At 41.7% G+C, this 19,239-nt stretch carries 15 protein-coding genes; 3 read left to right on the top strand and 12 right to left on the bottom strand.

All coding sequences use genetic code 11. From position 1 onward, the window contains the following. Positions 1 to 185 precede the first annotated feature (185 nt). A complete protein-coding gene (locus ACW689_RS18435; RefSeq protein ID WP_476293564.1) occupies positions 186 to 2,348 on the top strand; it encodes a cation:dicarboxylate symporter family transporter in 2,163 nt (720 codons plus the stop codon). On the opposite strand, the gene ACW689_RS18430 is transcribed toward ACW689_RS18435, so the two are convergent. From ACW689_RS18430 to ACW689_RS18380, 11 genes are all read right to left on the bottom strand, one after another. After that, on the bottom strand, positions 2,337 to 2,567 hold the full coding sequence (locus ACW689_RS18430; RefSeq protein WP_476293563.1) for a DUF1294 domain-containing protein: 231 nt from the start codon (positions 2,565 to 2,567) through the stop codon (positions 2,337 to 2,339). The two genes, ACW689_RS18435 and ACW689_RS18430, sit on opposite strands and share 12 nt — an antisense overlap. A 225-nt stretch (positions 2,568 to 2,792) precedes the next feature. Further along, the gene (locus ACW689_RS18425; RefSeq protein ID WP_476293561.1) at positions 2,793 to 3,806 is read right to left on the bottom strand and encodes a tetratricopeptide repeat protein; all 1,014 of its coding nucleotides are present in this window, start codon (positions 3,804 to 3,806) and stop codon (positions 2,793 to 2,795) included. Between the two features lie 199 nt (positions 3,807 to 4,005). After that, positions 4,006 to 6,174 carry an exonuclease domain-containing protein gene (locus ACW689_RS18420; RefSeq protein WP_476293558.1) on the bottom strand — a complete coding sequence of 723 codons (2,169 nt, stop codon included), beginning with the start codon at positions 6,172 to 6,174 and terminating at the stop codon, positions 4,006 to 4,008. A 73-nt stretch (positions 6,175 to 6,247) separates the two neighbouring features. Beyond that, entirely contained in the window at positions 6,248 to 9,529 is a 3,282-nt protein-coding gene (locus ACW689_RS18415) for a response regulator (protein ID WP_476293556.1), read from the bottom strand. 2 nt (positions 9,530 to 9,531) lie between these two features. Then, the gene (locus tag ACW689_RS18410; RefSeq protein WP_476293555.1) at positions 9,532 to 10,764 is read right to left on the bottom strand and encodes an ABC transporter substrate-binding protein; all 1,233 of its coding nucleotides are present in this window, start codon (positions 10,762 to 10,764) and stop codon (positions 9,532 to 9,534) included. An 81-nt stretch (positions 10,765 to 10,845) separates the two neighbouring features. Further along, positions 10,846 to 11,703 carry an alpha/beta hydrolase gene (locus ACW689_RS18405; RefSeq protein ID WP_476293553.1) on the bottom strand — a complete coding sequence of 286 codons (858 nt, stop codon included), beginning with the start codon at positions 11,701 to 11,703 and terminating at the stop codon, positions 10,846 to 10,848. Continuing rightward, entirely contained in the window at positions 11,693 to 12,295 is a 603-nt protein-coding gene (locus ACW689_RS18400) for a TetR/AcrR family transcriptional regulator (RefSeq protein ID WP_476293551.1), read from the bottom strand. Before ACW689_RS18400 ends, ACW689_RS18405 begins: the two co-directional genes overlap by 11 nt. 477 nt (positions 12,296 to 12,772) lie before the next feature. Then, entirely contained in the window at positions 12,773 to 13,255 is a 483-nt protein-coding gene (gene bfr / locus ACW689_RS18395; protein ID WP_476293550.1) for a bacterioferritin, read from the bottom strand. 3 nt (positions 13,256 to 13,258) lie between these two features. After that, positions 13,259 to 13,729: a bacterioferritin gene (gene bfr / locus ACW689_RS18390; protein ID WP_476293549.1), complete on the bottom strand. Its 471-nt coding sequence runs from the start codon at positions 13,727 to 13,729 to the stop codon at positions 13,259 to 13,261. Between the two features lie 248 nt (positions 13,730 to 13,977). After that, on the bottom strand, positions 13,978 to 15,555 hold the full coding sequence (gene norR / locus ACW689_RS18385; protein WP_476293547.1) for a nitric oxide reductase transcriptional regulator NorR: 1,578 nt from the start codon (positions 15,553 to 15,555) through the stop codon (positions 13,978 to 13,980). A 120-nt stretch (positions 15,556 to 15,675) separates the two neighbouring features. Further along, complete coding sequence (locus ACW689_RS18380) at positions 15,676 to 15,825, bottom strand: hypothetical protein (RefSeq protein WP_476293546.1); 150 nt, start codon at positions 15,823 to 15,825, stop codon at positions 15,676 to 15,678. A 101-nt stretch (positions 15,826 to 15,926) separates the two neighbouring features. Between ACW689_RS18380 and ACW689_RS18375 the strand changes: the two genes are divergently transcribed. Both ACW689_RS18375 and hmpA read left to right on the top strand, forming a co-directional pair. Then, positions 15,927 to 17,144 carry an NnrS family protein gene (locus tag ACW689_RS18375; RefSeq protein ID WP_476293545.1) on the top strand — a complete coding sequence of 406 codons (1,218 nt, stop codon included), beginning with the start codon at positions 15,927 to 15,929 and terminating at the stop codon, positions 17,142 to 17,144. A gap of 14 nt (positions 17,145 to 17,158) precedes the next feature. Then, positions 17,159 to 18,322: an NO-inducible flavohemoprotein gene (gene hmpA, locus ACW689_RS18370; protein ID WP_476293544.1), complete on the top strand. Its 1,164-nt coding sequence runs from the start codon at positions 17,159 to 17,161 to the stop codon at positions 18,320 to 18,322. A 63-nt stretch (positions 18,323 to 18,385) separates the two neighbouring features. Here the strand turns inward: hmpA and ACW689_RS18365 are convergent, their stop codons facing one another. Continuing rightward, a complete protein-coding gene (locus ACW689_RS18365; protein WP_476293543.1) occupies positions 18,386 to 19,090 on the bottom strand; it encodes a hypothetical protein in 705 nt (234 codons plus the stop codon). Positions 19,091 to 19,239: the final 149 nt, after the last annotated feature.

The following is a 19,239-nucleotide window of genomic DNA, read 5'->3' as shown; positions in this document are numbered from 1 at the left end:
TGATCTGCACCAATTAAATATAATCTATAAATCAAACATTAAGCGATTTGCATATCACCGGTTTGCAACAATGCAGCTGTTTTTTGAATAGCGGTTCACCTAAAAGTCAGTTTACCTATGTAAAATCCCCGCTCTTTTTGTTTTCTATTATGCTTATTAATACATAACTGCACATTTGTATCACTATGAAATCATTGCTCGAATTTGTTAAAAACCTCAACTGGATGCTGTGGGCGCTTGTTTTAGGCGTTGCGACTGGCCTTATTTTTGGTGAACGGGTTGCCTTTTTGCAACCCATTGGAGCTGGGTTTGTGAAGCTCATGCAAATCACCATTTTTCCATATATTGTGGTGAGTTTAATTGTCGGCTTGGGGAAATTTGATCCAGACCAAGTACGTAGTATTTTGCTCAAAGCGGCGACGGTTATGTTGTGTTTATGGGGCGTGGGATTATTCGCTATTTGGTGTTTTACTTTCACCTTGCCACAACATGATGCTGGCACGTTTTTTTCACCCGCGCTTGTGGCCCCGACTAGTCAAGTCGACTTTGCCGAACAATATATTCCTGCCAACCCATTTGCTTCGCTAGCAGCAGGTAACGTGCCAGCCATCGTGATATTTTGTATCGCAATGGGTATGGCACTCATCGCTAATAAACGTAAAAACACCGTATTGGAATTTTTAGATGTTGTAGGCCAAGGCTTAACGGTGATCTCAAAAAAGGTTATCTCCATTTTTCCGATTGGCATTTTTGCCATGACCGCCAGCACAGCGGGCACGCTTAGCCAAGAGCAGTTAAACAACTTGCAAGTATATTGGGTGCTTGTACTCTGTTTAGGTTTATACCTTATGCTGGTTTTGTTGCCCATGCTCGTCGCGGCATTTACACCACTCAAATATCGAGGACTTATTTGGGTGATGCGCAACGCATGGATCACCGCCTTTAGTACGGGGAATGTATTTATCGTCTTACCCGTGATCACCGAAGGGATAAAAGAGCATATGCGCGCCATACATCAAGCTGACGAACAGGCCGATCATATCGCCGAAGTGTTAGTACCTATTGCGTATACTTTCCCAAGCTTAGGTAAACTCACAACCCTCATTTTTGTCATGTTTGCCGCATGGTTAACCGGTAATCCTGTGGGGGTCAGTGACATTCCCAATGTCACACTGTCCGCTATGCTCAGCTATTTTGCCAATGTGCACTTAGCCATTCCATTTATGCTGGACAGTCTAAAAGTACCAGCTGATAGCTATCAGCTATATTTATCTATGTCTGTGCTCACTGCCAAAGTGGTTTCACCAACCACTGTGGTGTACATCTTTGCTTTTGTATTTTTGAGTATATTCTACTGTCGCAAACAACTTCATTTAAAACGCCTGCGCTCCGTGTATTACGTTACTTTATTCAGCGCATTATTACCTGCGTTTATGTTGCTCAGTTTTAGCTTAAACAGCTATTTGGCTAAACATACTCAAGCCGCAGATGAGGTTATCGCCAATATGGTTATTGCCGATAAAGTACCTGCCCACGTGTTGAGTTACGTGCCGAAAGCCTACCAAACTGGAGAGCTGTCTCTTACTAATATTGATGTCATTAAAAAACGTAACTTGCTGCGTATTGGTTATTTGGTAGATAACGTGCCATTTAGTTACTTTAATCAAAAGAATGAGCTAGTTGGTTTTGATATCAGCTTGGCCCACCGACTCGCCGCAGATTTAGACGTTAAAATTGAGTTTATCCCGTTTAAAAAACACCAGCTCAGCGAATATTTAAACAAAGGCTATTTTGACGTCGCTATGTCGGGGCTAGAGATTAATGTCGCAGATCTCACTAAGGTGCGTTTTAGCAACCAAGTATTACAGTTACAGCTTGCTCTGCTTTCTCACGACTATCGCCTTGAGGAGTTTGCTAGTTTAGAGTCATTACAGGGCAAAGCACTTACCATTGCTCATGTTGAGTATGGCCCGCTACTAAAACAAACAGCAAAGGATTACCCCAATATTCAATTTAAGCATTTAGCTAATTTAAAAAGCTACTTTAACAATCCAAGTAAATACGATGCGCTGGTGATCAGTGCTGAAGCTGGCTTTGCTTGGAGTATGTTTTACCCTGAATTTGGCGTGGTTGTGCCGCAAGGTAGTGTGAGTAAATATCCAACAGGCTTTGCCGTTGCAAAGCGTAACTACGATTTACTGAACTATCTCAACGCTTGGCTCGATATCCAGCAAGCAAACGGGCAAATTGCGACAAACTATCAATACTGGATCTTAGGCCAAGGTAGTGAGAAAACAGCAAAACGCTGGTCTTTACTAGACGAATATGCGCCCAGCCTATTGGAATAGATAGATGTAAATAAACGAGCTAAGTGCCGTTGTTTGAAGTAAAGTACACAAAAGCAACTTTGCATTGAACTGCCACTTTAATGTTTTATGCGCAAACTTTTTTTGCGCATAAAACAGCGTGATATTGAAAGAAAGCGTAGAAAGAGTCAGTAACAAAAACTCACTCATTCGTTGTCCTGAGTGAATCGCTCTGCGTTTATCCAAAGCAAACATGCTCATGAAGACTAAATTGCAAACCGCGATCGCTCCAACAACAGGGATGCTCTGTGTATCAAGTGTCGCCAGCAATACGAGAAGGCATAACCAATTACACCTCGATACGCTATAGCTCAATGCAAGGCACGCTAAATTAAACTGTGAGTGAAGCAAAGGCTAAAACCAAAATGCAAACTTTACGCTATTTTATCGAAGTCTCGGCCTAGGCCCAACCTTAAATGTGAATGGTTACGCCTCGCTCCAATTACATGTTCGGACTAAATCAAACCAACTTTTATCAAATTTTAAGTTTCTCGGTGGTATTGGCATAGACACATCAACATCCAACTCAGATGCCAGATGTTTACGTACCAGTATTTTTACTTTATCGCTCTCGAGATGCTCGTAAGCGACCTTGAGCGCCAGTTTTTCTTTTTCAGTAGGTACATGACCTTGTAGCTGATCATATCGCGCATTAAGCCACTGCAACATCGCCTGCTTGGATTCATTGGGAAATATTTCAGTTAACTTCGATGTTGGTCCAATCAAGCGCTGAAAATTGGTGATTTGCCCCTGTATGAGAAACACAAAGAGTAAGTTGATCCCAGCCGAAATTTTACCTGAACGTTTATCAACTTCTTGATAGTCGTTCAGAGCTTGGCGAAACAGTTTTTCCGCTTCATTAATTTTGCCTTCATCTAAAGCAACACTGCCTAAGTTATTTTCGATCATGGCTAAAACCGCGATTTGCTGCATTTGCTTTGCGAGCACCTTTGAACGCGAGTAAAGCTGGCGCGCTTTTTTGTACTCCCCTTTTTCTCTGGCGACTAACGCTAAGCTATTCGTTAGGGTGAGCCTTTGACGATCATCTGCCGCATATTTATATGAACAATCTAAACTCGTTTGCGCATCGCTGTAATAACGCTCTCTTCTTAACCAAATACCCAGCGCACTTAGCACGGTTGTAATGTTCTTTTGAAAATGAGGCGTATCATGCTTGCTGAACACCGCTTCTAAAGATTCCATTAACCGTGACATTTGATTCGTGGGCACAGAAGCTCGCATAGAAAGAATATGCCAACGCAGAAAAAGATGATCTGGTAGCTCAGCAGGATCTTCAATGTTTTCAAGAAGAGTTAGCGAATAAGCGGGGTTTACTGTTAAATAGTCTTCGGCCTCATTAAGCACACCAACGGGGTTTATGATGCGGGCGTTCGCATTTAAGCTTAACAAGAAGATTGCAAGTAATAGCAAAATCCGCACAGTCACCTCGTTAATTTACCCCAATCTAAACTTAACTCTAGTTGCTAAAGGCAAAATGTTCAAAGCGTGGTATTTTGTTCTTAGCATGACTTAAACTACATCACAAAAAAATAAATCATTGATTTTAAAATCCTTTCCATAATATCAAGCTTCCTTTTGCCAATTGACGTTCGCGTTTTTGGCACGATTAATATGCGCCTTATTGCTTATCATTCGTTGTTATTGCCTCAATTCGCACTGCATTTATCATCATTAAAATTTCCGCCGCAGCTTGCGCATCGGCCAATGCTCTATGGTGATTATTCAATTCAATGCCTAAAGAGGCGCACAAGTTTGCTAAGGAGTACGACGCAAAATGAGGGTAGTATTTTCTCGCTAGCTGTACGGTACACAACTTTGGCATGTAAAAATCCATGCCTACCCTTTGAAACTCTTTTTTGAAAAATCCCATATCAAAATTAACGTTATGCGCAACAAAAATAGCGTCTTGGCAAAAATCTTGAATTTGCTCAACAAGTGATGAAAATAAAGGCGCATCACTCACCATGGTATTATCAATGCCCGTCAGTTCGGTGATATATTTTGGTATGCGTCGCTCGGGGTTGACCAAACTTTGCCATGTCGCTACCACTTCGCCCTTTTCAATTCTGACCATGCCAATTTCTGTAATGCGGTCATAGTCTTTTTTGCCCCCAGTGGTTTCAACATCGACCACCACATAACTTTGCTCTGGATCTGTTTGCCACTGCGTTTTTTGTATTTGCACCTTGAACCCGCATTGTTCAAGTTTATTGATAACAACCAATTGGTTTGCTCTAAGCGTATCACCGGGCGCTTTGATCTCTTCAAAGCGAAGTGTTTCTCCATCCAGTACCATGAGATCGGGAAAGCCAGACTTAAACGTTTTGAAATCTTGAGTCATGATCGTCAAAATTTGCGCTATCGAATTGACGTCAACATGCTCAACTAAAGTCATAAGCCAATGAAGAAGCTGGTCATGCCAATAAAACAACGGATTTGACTGTCCCAAATAGCGTGTAAATTGCTGCAATACGTAGTGTTTAAACGCTTGGCTATCATTTAACTGATTTAGCTTGCGCTCTATTTCATCACCTAACTGATCATATAACCGATTAAATTTTAAAATAGTGGGATAACGCGCAAATTCATTACCTGCTATGCTGTCTTCATGTTCAAAAATCTCTTGCCAAAAAGTGAGACAAAACAAAGCTAACCAAAGCTGGTTTTCCGTGTGCCACGCTTGAATGCCTTTACGAGCGTAGCAATCAATAACGCCTTGTTCCGTTCTACCCCGGTACGCTTCATCTAACCTCAATACACAAGCACTCTCCCGCAATTGATCCGTTAATAAAGATGTTCGCTTTTGCTCGAATTTTCTTAGGAAAAAGTCTTTCGCAAAAAGTAGCAACAGTTCATCATTCGGTGAGTTTAGTATTGATTCAAGGTGTAATTTACATTGCTCAACTTTGCCGTGTGTATAGAGCATACGGACATACTTTTCCTTTGCTTTACTACTTTGGCAAGTTTCTAACAAAGCCAGCGTCAGCTCAGGGTGTTGCTTTTCTAACAAACACGCCAGCTTATAAAAAAGCTTCTCACGTCGGTACTCTCCTTGCTCACCTATGTCTTCGCTCACGGTTTCATTGACTATCTGCATCGCAAATATCGGTAACTCATGCTCCTCAAGCGTGTTTAATTGCTGATACCTTTTGGCACTTTCAAATGCAAACTGTGCTTGTGATAAACAGTCAAAGTAACTTGAAGGGATAACAGAGTTTTGCGTTGCCATAACGCCTAAATCTCGCATAGAGAACTGTGATAAGTTGCTCTCTAATCGATTAAAAAACAAAAACAAAAAGTATTCAAAATCAGACGCTATAGACACATTTAAATAACTTTGCAGTAATTCATGATCGCGCACCGAATCGTAGCAAAGGTAAGATTTGGCAAAGTCTAGCCATATCGACTTTTTAGCACTACGCGCTGGTAAACTTTGCACATTGAGTTCTGAGCACAGTACAATCAACTCGGGTTTAGTCAGTACATCTAACCACAGTGTAAAAGTATGCTTGCCTATCGTCTCAATCATCTTGCTCTGCTGTAGTGTTTTCAATGCTATCAACACATCTTCTATTTCGGCGTATTGCAGCGTGTTCACTGCAATAATTTGAGACTTTCTATTGAGCATTCTTACCAAAAGACACTGTGAACTTTCATCCAACTTCTCAATTTTTCCCAACAAATTCACATGATATGGCGTGAGCAAATGTGCATTTGTTTTCAAAATGAATGAAGTAAACTCGCGATAATGGTCAAGGTAGTATTTTTCTGGCAGTTGCTTTTGCATAAGAATGTAAAACTGTATTTTTATACAGTTTTACATGACAGTGGTCATTTCTGCAAGCAGTTGAAAGCGTATGCTAGTACGTTGTATGAGGCAACCATGCTCGTAATTTGTTAAACAGTACATCGGGGTCGATGGGTTTTGCTATATAGTCATCCATACCACTTGCCAAGCATTTATTTTTATCGCCCACCATAGCGTTTGCCGTCATGGCAACAATCGGCACCTTCAGGTAATGGGGCCCAACATGCCCATTACGAATAAGCTTAGTTGTTTCGTAACCGTCTAGTTCCGGCATTTGACAGTCCATTAGAATAAATGTGTACTGATCTTTATTTTGGGATTGTTTCAATAAATCCAGAACTTCATTGCCATCTGCCGCAACGTCCACTTTGTTAAGGCCAAATTTTTGTAACATACTCGTCGCCACGATTTTGTTGACCTGATTGTCTTCGGCAAGCAAGATCCTCACTCCACCATCCCATTGTATCTTGTCCGCCGCATGGCCTATGCTAGTTTTTGCCGTTGTGCTAGTAGCCTCTGTTTGCAACGGTTCTCTCACACCCGATTTTAGAAGGTTTAACGCAGAAAAAAGATCTGATGTTGTCACAGGTTTTGGAAAATAACTGGTGATCCCACTTTCAGCAAAGTAAGTTTCATCTTGCTTGCTGTTCATTTTAGTCATTGCCACTAATTTCATTGCAGAAAATTCAGGCGCTTGAACCAGTCTATCAGCAAGTTGTAGGCCATCCATTTTCGGCATATCCATGTCAATCAAGGCCAGATCAAAGCATTTTCCCGTTGCGCAAACAGTTTCATCACAAAGTGTGAGCGCTTGTCCTGCGGAACCTGCGCCCGTAACGCTTGCTCCCCAGTGTGCCAACTGCGCCATGATCACATTTCGCTGCTTAGCGTTATCATCAACCACTATAATATTATGCAATGACACATCGACTGGTGGTTTAACATATTCAGAAGCAGTGCTTTTGCGAAGAAGAAGATAAAAGCTAAAGCAGCTCCCTTTATTCGGTGTACTCGATACCTGCACTTCTCCATTCATGAGCTCACATAACTTTTTAACAATGGCTAAGCCTAGACCCGTACCACCGTACTTACGCGTCGTGGAAGCATCTACCTGAGAAAAGGACTGAAACAACTTCTGCTGCTGCTCTTTTGATATCCCTATCCCTGTATCACTGACAGCACAATCGAAGCGCCAAAAATTAGGTGCATGTTCAGATAAAGAAGCTTCAACAACAACTTCTCCTTGTTCTGTAAACTTAATCGCGTTGCCAACAAGATTGGTAAGAATTTGCCGTAACCGCCCAGGATCACCTATAACTAAAGACTCATTCACTTGGGTCATGTTAATCACCAACTCAATCCCTCGTTCTTGGGCTTGAATTGCGCATGATTCAATGAAATCACCAAGCATTCTTCTTAAATCAAACTCCAGCGCTTCCAGCTCGAGTTTTCCCGCATCAACTTTAGAAAAATCTAAAATGTCATTAATAAGATTGAGTAACGATGTAGCGCTGGTCATTGCAACCTGAGCTCTATGATGCTGCTCTTCTGAAAGTTCGCTATTTAAAAGCAGATTTAACATACCGAGCACACCGTTCATGGGTGTGCGTATTTCATGACTCATTGAAGCCAAAAATTCACTCTTAGCCATACTCGCCTGTTCGGCGGCTATTTTAGCTTCTTTAAGTGCTTCTCTCGACTTAACCCACTCTGTGATGTCTTGTTGAATACCCACATAGGCTTTCAGTTCCCCTTTGGCATCAAATACAGGGGATAGTTGTAAGCTATTCCAAAATGGTTCTCCGTTTCGTTTGTAGTTGAGTACTCTGGTATTGAATTTTCTGTGCTCTGAAATTGCCTGACGCATCTGAGCCGTCACATCTGAAGAGGTATCTTTGCCTTGTAAAAAACGGCAATTGGTGCCTAACACTCGCCTATCGTAACCAGTCATGTCCGTGAATGCTTTATTGACAAAAACCAACGGAGAATCTGCATGCTTAGCATCTGAAATGGAAATACCCACAGTACACGACTCTATGGCTTCAACGAGTAAATCGTTATGCTCTTTGGCTTCTTTTAGCGCGCTTTCGAACATGCGCTGTTCGGTAATATCCGTTAGGGAGCCAGCCATACGAATCGCTCTACCCATTTTGTTTTTTTGGGCAATTCCTTTAGCCCGATAGTTTCTAAACTCCCCTGTGGCGGTACGCAACCTAAACTCGATATCAAATGGCTGACCGTGTTTAAGGTGTGCGACTATCTGCTCATGAAGCCGCTGTTTGTCTTTACTATGTACATGTTTACTTAAAGTATCTACATGATTGGGGAAATTATCTTTATCATGGGCATCAAACCCCAATAGTTCTCTAAATCGAGGGGCAAAGTAAATTTCTTTTTTCTCTATATCCCAGTCCCACAGACCATCATGACTGCCTTTCACAGCGAGCTTGTATCGCGCTTCGTTTGCTTTGGCTTGTTTTTCAGATAACTCCAGCTGCTTAAAAGGGTTAAGCAAAAGCTGACGACCAAAAATAAATAAAATAATTGATGACAACGAAAGACTAATCGCGATTGCCCAAGCAATATCTTTTTTAAATGAAAATATCTTATTTTCTAACCAAGTGGTTTCTATTAGATATTCAAATGAAATGCCCGTAGAGCCAATTTTTTGTTTTTCAATCCTTAAATAACTACTGCTGGGGTTTCTCGAATCATAGGAAACCCAATCGCTTTTTAGTACTACCGCGTTTGCCTCATCAGCCATACTTTGCGAAAGTAACGCGTTTAAGTTTAAGTGAAACTTCGCAACCAACGCGCCTTCAGTAAAACCATTGTATTTAACGGGAACGGCTATTTTAAATTGCGTTTGTTCAAGCACAACAACACTTTCTACTTGGCCATTGATAACTTTTTGCAGCCATAACTGAGTTATATCTGCCAAGCGTTCTGTTGGCTGGTTGTTATATACCTCATCACCGAGAATATTAAAAACGGTTAAGGCTTCTTGTTTACCTAAAAATGCATAGTTTTGTAGAAAATCTGACAAGGATGCTTTGGAGCTATCGCTCCCCATAATACCTTGCACAAGAATGGGGGTCTTCGCTAAGTCACGCAGCAGTTGTTGTCTTGCTTCTAAAAACTGCAGCAAATATTGCCGGGTTAGTTGCGCCTGTGCTTTGTGGGTATTTATCTGTAACTCTACTACTGTATCGTTCGACCTCTGACCAACTAAGAACAAACTAATTAAAATGGACAACAACAAGCTCGCGAGTAAAAATGCGTAAAATGTTTTGTCAGTTGAGCGCATAAAAAAACGACTTATAAATTGGCTCATATTCAATTAAGCCCCTGTATAGGCTCAGGTAACAAGGTAACACCACCATCAGTATCATATTTGGCCATACAGAAGTCTGCAATTCCGAGCGCTTCATGGGCATCATCTTGCTGTTCTGACCAAACAGAAAAAGGCTGTCGATAAGTTTTTATTAACCCTGAAATGGGCTCTCCCAGTTGTTCTAACTCATCTCGTAACTGCGTACGAACCTTAGTAACTTCGAGGCCCAGATCAACTTTTTGTAATGCTTTAATAAGCAATTTACCCATATCATAACTATGAACGAATCCCGTCGGCGCTTGCAATGTCGCTGGTGATTCAAACGCTTTTGGGAAGAGGCTTTGCGCGCGCTCGATCACTTGTTGCGCCAATTTATTTTGCTGATAATCTCTTAATGAAAAACAGCTTTGGATAAAATGAAGAACTAGCCCCTGACCAAGTGGTTGTTTAACTGAATCGTAAAAGCCACCGCCAGTGATCCCCCAATGGCTAATAATGGGCAATTGTTGTTCTTTTGGGAAGCTCGCCATCGCATTCACAAATTGTTCCCCTTCGATAGCATTACCTACAAACATAATACAATCGGCATTTGTTTGAACAATGTCGCGGATCATAATTTTTGCAGCATTGAGTTTTGTATTCCAATTAAACCAAGTAATTGCCAAATCATTTCCTTTTCCACTAGCTTGTCGCATTGTACTCTCGTTTGAGCGGCCCCAAGGCGTACTTTCCAATAATAGATGCTTATTTTTGCAGCCCATTTTATTCGCATGCTGAGTAAGCGTGTAACCTGCTTTGGTGTCGTCAATAGATAGTCTAAAAACCCAGTTAGTACCATCAGAATAACGTGTAATTGGACCGCCAGCAGCCCATGGAACAAGCAATAAAATACCATTTTCATTGATGAAGTTACGATATTTAATGTAGGGCGGTGAGTGTAACCCACCCAACATAAGTAACGCATCCGAATCTTTTAAAAATTGCTTCATATGCAGCAGACTACGATTGCTATTGCCCCTGTGATCTTTTTCTAGCAATTTAATTTGATAACCATTAATTTCATTGCTCACCTCGGCGAGGGCTGTCAACAAGCCCATCTTCATCGCATTTGCCGATTGTGCATGGTTTGTATAATCAGAGTCGTGATAGATAAAGTACACTGGCTTATCTTGCTTTTCTTGTGCATGCAACAAGGCGCCAAACAAAATGCAAATAAGCCAAAATAGATATTTCATAAATAAATTTGAAAAACGATTAGATAGTTCTAAAAATAGCCCAAATTTATGGAAATTGAAGTAGTTATATCTTCTAATACGCTAAAAACTGGTTCTGATAGTATTCAATTTGGTCGCAATTTTCTGCCACGTTTGCTCGTGATTGATGACGCGCCCATGTCCCAAGCCTCGTGTCGTATAAAGTTCAATGTGTTCATGAAGGCCAGCTTGCTGTTTTGATAATGCGTGATAAGCAAATCTGTCTTCTTCATCATGTACAATTAAAATATCGTTATGCTTTGTTAAGTGTTGCTCTGGTAGCAGAGTGCTAAAAGTCATGCCGTGTTGTAACTCCACTCCTTTTAATACTTGTTTAAACAAACGTTGTGATAAACCCGTTGATAGTATTCTTTGCTCAAAGCCAGTATAAAAATCAAATGGTGGGGCGATTAAAATATGCGAGGACCCCGCGACCTTGTTAACGGCGGCGATACACCCCATCGAATGACTGATAGTACATACAACAGGCGCATTAATATGACGAATAACCGCATCAAGCGCTTTGACAAATAACGGTAAATTAGCCTCGCGCCCTGCGCTTTGTCCATGAGCAAAGTGATCAAACCCAACCGCCTTAAAACCAAGACTCGCCACCTTTTCCATCAATGGATAAAACTGCCCTGTGCTACCACTCCAACCATGGGTAAATAACACTACTGGCCCACTTCCAAGCTCCGTGATGTGCAGGTCGCCCTCACTCGTAGACAATTTATATTCTTGGCTACAAGATGGCTTGGCAATTTTCGCCTTATGGCGAACAGGCGTGAGCAAAAGACGTCGAGCAAACTTATTACCCACCCGTGGGGCTAATCGTGCAATGGTGCCAGACAGGAATTTAATCCCATAATACCCAGCACTTTTACGCTGATTTTTATCCGAAAAATATATTTTACTGCTCATTGCTAACTCCTTGATGACGAGTAACTAGGCTCGCTAGTGCATTTTTAAAACGGGTGTGCGAATCATCTTCAAAGCCAACCCAAATCATGTGTTGAGAACCCAAATAAAGCGAGTACAGCTCAAAGGTAAACTGTTTTGCATCCGTTTGAGGACAAAGCTCTCCCAGCTCAACCGCCTTACTCACCAGATTATTTAGATAACCCAACCAATTTTGTAACTGGGCTTTTACTTCCTCTCTAACCGCACCTGGTTGATCGTCAAACTCAACGGCAGCAGAAATAAATATGCAGGTGCACGCTTGTTCTTGATACCAGCTCTGCCAACGATCACAGGTTGCTAATAGAGCCTCTAAAGGTGACAGTTTTTGTTCTTTAACTGGTGCAATCACTGTTTCTTTAAAAATAGTTTGTGCATGTGCTAGCACCGCTAACTGCAAGTTTTCTTTTGAATTAAAGTGGGCAAATAGCCCCGATTTTGACATTCCGGTGGCGGCTGCCAATCCACCAATCGTTAAGTCATTTAAACTTGTCGCAGTCGCTATGTTTAGCGCTGTAGCCAAAACTTGCTGCTTAGTCTGTTTTCCTTTACCCATAACCCACCAAAATAGAACGAACGTTCGTTTTATCTGTTTTTTCTCTGTGCTTGGCAAGTAAATTTTGCAATAACAATGGTGGCAGGCTTCAGCAACCACATGAGAATACACACGTACATTGAACTTCTTTCGCCAAAGGTGCGTATTACTTGTACTGTTTTTTGGAGGTCGTATGTTCAATTGGTTTCAATCTGATGTGTCAAAGTTATAGTAAGAACGCATTAGATGCGTCGATCGACGGTGTCGTTGTTTTAGACGAAAACAACCATATTGTTTTCTTCAACCGAACAGAACTGGAGTTACCAAGCGAGCGAAGTGCTTGCGCCTAAAGGCATTCAACGAGTCATGATGACTAGGTAAATCGTAATCTTGAGACAGGCAAAAACCGAATCTTCGGAACTTCCATTGAGTTACCAACCACAAAAAAGCAGCGCTCTATGCGCTGCTTCACTTTGAGGATACACACACATTTCACAACTAAGTTGGATCGCCACCCATTTGGCTTTGAATATAGTTTGGTAAACCAATCAATTTAATTAAACCCAAGTGCTGTTCAAGCCAATAAATATGATCCATTTCAGTATCATCTAAAAGCTTTTCAAGCATTTCTCGAGTAACGTAATCTTTCTCTTTTTCGCACTCAGCAATGATGCTACGCAAACTCGCTGCTACAGTCATTTCTGCTGCAAGGTCGTTTTCAAGCATCTGTTTCACATTATCTCCAACATGAATTGGCGCCCTTGACGCAGTATCTGGCGTACCTTCTAAAAACAAAATACGTTCAATGATGTTCTTAGCATGGTCAAGCTCTTCATCGAATTCGTGCGCCAACTTATGGCCCAATTTACCGATGCCCCAATCTTCATACATTTTTGAATGCGCTAGATACTGATCCATCGAAGTCAGCTCCAAAGTGAGTTGCTTATTCAACAGGTCAATAATTTTTTGACTGCCTTGCATAGGTTACTCCTCAATCTGCGATTGCAGATAGTTTTCAATACCAGTGTGCTGAATCAAGAATTGCTGTGCTTCTATCCAGTCAACATACTCTTCTTCATACTCAAGAATGTCTTCCAAGATTTCACGGCTCACAAAATCTTGCTCTTGCTCACACAAGGCAATGGCAGATTTAAGCTCTGGAATTTGTTCCATTTCGAAGGCTAAATCACAATCAAGCATTTCTGCCGTGTGTTCCCCGATACGCAGCTTTTCAAGATGCTGTAAATTAGGTAACCCTTCTAAAAACAAAATTCGCTCGATTAAGTCATCGGCCTGTTTCATGTCTTTAATAGATTTTTTATAGGCCTTTTCATTGAGTTCTTCCAAGCCCCAGTTTTTGTACATTCGGGCATGGAGAAAATATTGGTTAATTGACGTCAGTTCCAACGTCAGAATACGATTTAATACATTCAGTACTTGCTTATTACCCTGCATAGGGCCCCCTTGAAAAACAAACACACGCTCAATAACCCTAGTTCAAAATAACTACAACGCAAGACTGTTCTGCACTAATAATTAATTTAATATATTCTTTTAAAATAAATAACTTATAACATAATTGAGAGTGATTCACATTGCTAATCGCAGTTGTAATTACAATGCTTTTTCGTAGTTACTTACGGCCCGTTGAACGCGCTATATTGAGCGTTCAACTTCACTTTGGTTTGGGAGAGAAGAGTAGGTTATAAATGCTTCTTAACTTCAATGTTTAGTCGCTTAGCCAAACGCACTAAATTTGCTCTGTCTAACTGTAATGAACGAGCGGCCGCTGACCAATTTAATTTATTCTCTTCAAGGGCGAGAATGATCTTTGTACGTTGGAACTCATCAACCGCTTGTTTAAGTGGCAAGTGTGTTTTCTGCTCACTTATTGTGCTCATTGGCGATAGCGCAACTGAAGAAGAGGCCTGCAACTCACAATTACTCGGTTCAATCTTGACGATATCTGCTGGCCACTGTGCTTGTTTTGCCCTTAATGCACTTCGACTAATAACATGTTCTAGCTCACGAATGTTGCCCGGCCAGTCATAATTTTTTAAAGTTTGCTCTAATTTAGAATTCAAAGTGAGTTGTTTAATACCCAACTTTTTGCGTGTTCGCTCGATAAAAAATCCAGCAAGCAGGGAAATATCATCTCGGCGCGCGCGCAATGGCGGAACTTTAACAGGATAAACACTTAAACGATGATATAAGTCGGCACGAAAGCGCCCTTGCGCAACTTCATGCTCTAAATCTCGATTTGTAGCAGCAATAACGCGAACATCTACTTGTTCGGTTTTATCTGCACCAACAGGTTGGATCTCGCCGCTTTGTAACACTCGCAGTAACTTACTTTGAATACCAAGCGGCAACTCACCTATTTCATCTAAGAAAATAGTACCGCCATCAGCCAACATGAATTTCCCTTCACGACGCTTATCAGCACCAGTGAATGCACCTTTTCGATGACCAAAAAATTCACTCTCCGCTAAGTTTTCCGGCAATGATGCACAATTTACCTGCACGAAAGCTTGCTCTGCACGAGTAGAGTATTTATGAACATTACGTGCCACAAGCTCTTTACCCGTCCCCGTTTCACCATGCACCAGCACACTAAAATCAGAACTGGCCACCAGCTCTATATCATTTTTTAATGATTGTATCTGGGCGCTTTCGCCAACCATATCAAGAGGCGCTTGATTCATCGCAGATACCAGCGCATTGCCATGCTGTGCTTGACGAAGTAGTTGCTCATTGTACAAAACACATTTTAGTTGGGTCGCGACAATATCACTGACATGCTGCAGAAATGATTGGCTATATTTGCTAAAACTTGCAGGCGTTAAACTGTCAAAAGTGAGCAGCCCCAATAACGCTTGTTGGTCATGCAACGCCATACCCATACAGGCATGCACGGGCATATCTCCCTCGGTCGCAAGTAATAAACCATCATAGGGATCAGGCAGCGCGCAATGCTCATCAAAACAAAGAGGCCCATTAGCTTGGCTGATCAACTCTAGACGCGGATGCGCGGTGAGTTCGAAGCGCCGACCAAAAGTATCTCGAGTTAGCCCCTCTAACGCGACTGGAGTGAGTGTGCCACTTTGGTTCAGTAGCAAAGCGACTGCATCTGAATTAATACATGTCTTCACAGCCCGTACTACCGCACTGTAAAACCCGTTTACAGATTGATTTAATTGCGAAGGCTGCGCTTGTGTCAGAGTAACGCTCAACGTTAACAGCTGAGATAAATCTTGTGAATTCAAGTCAAAATGACTCATATATATATTTTTGAATAAGACAATAATAGGTCAATATGACTTTATCCGCAACACAAAAAACAATAAATTGTTGATATTAAATCGTTTTTATTTTGGCATAAAGAGTGCAAATACAAGCTATCATTCATCGACAATAAGTTTTTGAACATGCCAAATACCCGCTTCATTTTGACTGTAGCAAACACCGCTTTGGTGATGCTCGCCCTCATTTTCAGTGCCAGTATCGGAGCAAGTTACCCCTTGGCCGATCACTTTAGTTTGTCGGCTCAAATCGCACTCCACATTTCAAGCATTGTAGTCGCTGCGTTATTTAAAATCAGCTATGTGGTGCGCTGCGTTTGCCAATATCAATTAGGCATGGAGGTGAAATAATGCGCCCTATCAATCTTGACGAGCCTATTGCTACCAAAGCGTCCTGGTATCAAGTTAATGAGTGGCCCATTTTCATGCTTGCCTTTAGACCGTTTTTTTTAGGTGCCGCGATTTGGGCTGTGATAAGCATCGCACTATGGTCAGGCATCTTAATGGGTAAAATTGCATGGAGCACGGCTATTCCAGCCACACTTTGGCACGCTCATGAAATGATCTTTGGTTTTTCTGGCGCAGTAGCTGTTGGTTTTTTACTCACCGCTGCGCAAACGTGGACCAATGTACCAAGCATAAATAGTTGGAAGCTTTGTTCACTTGTTGCTGTATGGGGTGTAACACGTTGCGTCTTTTTTATACATGCGGACATGTTATGGGCGGCATTCATCGGCCAAATAACATTTTGGTTCTGCGCCATCGTTTTTTTGAGCAATATGTTGCTCAAAGCCCAGTCAAAAAATAACTATATTTTTATTTTTATTTTGTGTGCGCTGAGTGTGTTCAACACTTTGTTTTTTATATTACTTTGGCAAGAAGATTTTTCTACTGCCCGTACCTTTTCTCATCTGGCAGTTTTGATGTTCATGCTCCTAATCGGTGTCGTCGGCGGTCGAGTTATTCCATTTTTTACGGCAAGAGGACTTGGTTTACAAGCCCAAATACGCACACCGCATATCGATAAACTTTTGCTCTGGGTGAGCTTGCTTGGCATATCTGGTTTTATACTTAGCCAAGTTTTCTCGCTACCACTCAATCCAGGGTACCTCATCGCATGTGCCGCATTCTTACACTTGATCCGTGCCGCACTTTGGTTTGACCCTTGTGTTGTAAAAGTACCGCTACTTTGGTCACTACAATTGGGCTACACACTCAGTGCCATAGGATTACTGCTCGTCGCGGGCAGCTTCTTTTCAACCTTAATGAGGCTTTCAGATGCGCTGCATTTGATCACTTTGGACGGAATGGGGCTGGTGATTATCTCCATGATATCGCGGGTATCTCTTGGACACACAGGCCGCCCACTTCGAGTTCATCCGTCCATGTCTATCGCATTTATCGCCGTCACACTTGGCGCATTATGCCGAGCCTTTTTACCTAGCGTAATTAATCCCCATCTCGCATGGCTGCTAAGCGCCGCGCTTTGGTGTTTGGGTTTTAGTTTGTTTGTTTATCACTATTTTCCCGTTCTAACGCAACAACGCGTTGACGGTCGTCGTGGTTAATTTTTGGAGAATATATGTTATCTCAACGCACTATCAGTTTAGTCAAAAGCACAGTTCCACTATTAAGTAATGCGGGTACAGCCGTGACTGAACACTTTTATCAACGCATGTTCACGCACAACCCAGAACTAAAAGATATTTTTAACTTGAGTAATCAGCACAGTGGTAAACAGCAGTTTGCGTTATTCAATGCACTGGCGGCATACGCCACTTATATTGATAATCCGGCGGTATTAACAGAGGCGATTACGCGTATCAATCACAAACATGTCAGTTTAAATATCCAAGCTGCGCACTACGATATTGTTGGTTATCACTTAATTGAAACCCTAAGAGAGCTTGTGCCTGAACAATTTACCCCTGACATTGAACAAGCGTGGCGCGAAGCATACGGTTTCTTAGCTGATTTATTCATCACACAAGAAGAAGGACTATATCAACAAAGTGAACAACAACTTGGAGGATGGCGAGGAACCAGAGCGTTTACCATCACTCGCATAGTTCAAGAGTCTGCAAAAGTGAAAAGTTTTTATTTAAAACCTAGCGATGGAGGCCCGATTGCTCACTACCAAGCAGGTCAGTTTATCGCATTAAGCGTAAAACCCGAGCGCAGTGACAACATCCAAATTCGCCAATATTCACTCTCTCAAGCGGCTAAAAAAGACCACTATCGGATCAGTGTTAAGCTAGACGGATTAGTCTCTGAGCACTTACATCAACTCTCTCAAGGTGACGTGCTGATGCTCTACCCGCCTGCCGGGGATTTTACCCTCAAAAACACAGACGTTGATAAAGTGTTTATTAGCGCGGGTGTGGGCATAACTCCCATGATGGCCATGTTAGAGCAGGTATTTGAATATGAGCACGCAGGAAAACTCAGCTTTATCCATGCCTGTGTTAGTGAGGCAGAACACAGCTTTAAGCAAGATATTCAACACAAAAAACAGCAACATGATCGGTTAAGCACTGAAATCTGGTATGAACAAAGTGACAGTGGCGACCAAACTGGGCGAATTTTGTTAACGCAAAGCCATATACCGTTACCACTGGAGCAGGGCGAATTTTATCTGTGTGGCCCAACGCCATTTATGGCGAATATAAAACAACAGCTACTTAAAATGGGTGTAGAAGAAGAACGTATTTTGTACGAAGTATTTGGCCCACACGAAGCATTATGATGGGCTAATTGAGAAAGCCCCAATTGGGGCTTTCTTAACTAACCACCACATCAGCTACTGAGGTTAACTTGGGCGTGCTGACTTTGCTTTTATGAGCGTTTTTGCTAATTGCCAAAAGTTAATCGGTATAATCACAAATAATGCCATACCACGATTAAAGTCGGGGTTCACCTTACAATAATATTGTATTTCAGGTTTGTTACTGGCTTTTAATTCCATCACTTCTTGTTCTGTATAGTTGGTTTTTCTATCCACAGAGACTAAACAGCGTAGCGCGTTTGCCTCGCTTATTTGCCCATTGTGGTTGAAATGCTCAAACAGCACTTTTGGTGCTGTCAAAGAGAAATGCGGCCAAATAATTCCCGTTTTTTTTGCGATAGCACGATACATTGCGGGGCTTAACATTGTGTCGGCATAGAAGTACCGACGCCATGGCCTCTTTAGCCAAGATGAAACGCTCTCTTGGATTGAAAAAGAAAATGTATTGCCACCTTGGCGATGCTCCGGCAAAAATGCGGCGGAAGCCCGTATAATGGTCAGGTTTTTATCATCCGTAAACGTCAACAAGCAATAACCCACCAATTTTTCCGCCTGATAATACAATCGGATCTTTCGCTCAAAAGGTGCTGGGCAATCAAAATATTTAGCTAAATAGGCTTGTGGAACAACATTTGAAAAACTCTTTTCAATTATGCCACTAATTGCATTTCTTTGGGATTCAGATAACCAATGTTTAGTTTGGACAAGGTCTTGGGTTTTCAGTGTCATATCGATTGCTTTGTTCTTATATCATTTCCCTTATAGTCAGATTATTTTACTGCATTAAACTCGCTTAAAGAACCATTTACTTACAAGACAATGACGCCAGAAAATAGCTGCTGTTACGCTGTTACAAACTCAGTTGAAATAGTGCTTAT

The sequence above is a fragment of the Pseudoalteromonas sp. ABE4_541 genome, from assembly GCF_056312285.1.
The sequence above is the reverse complement of the archived record's forward strand: the minus strand, read 5'-3'. Positions and strand labels throughout refer to the sequence as shown.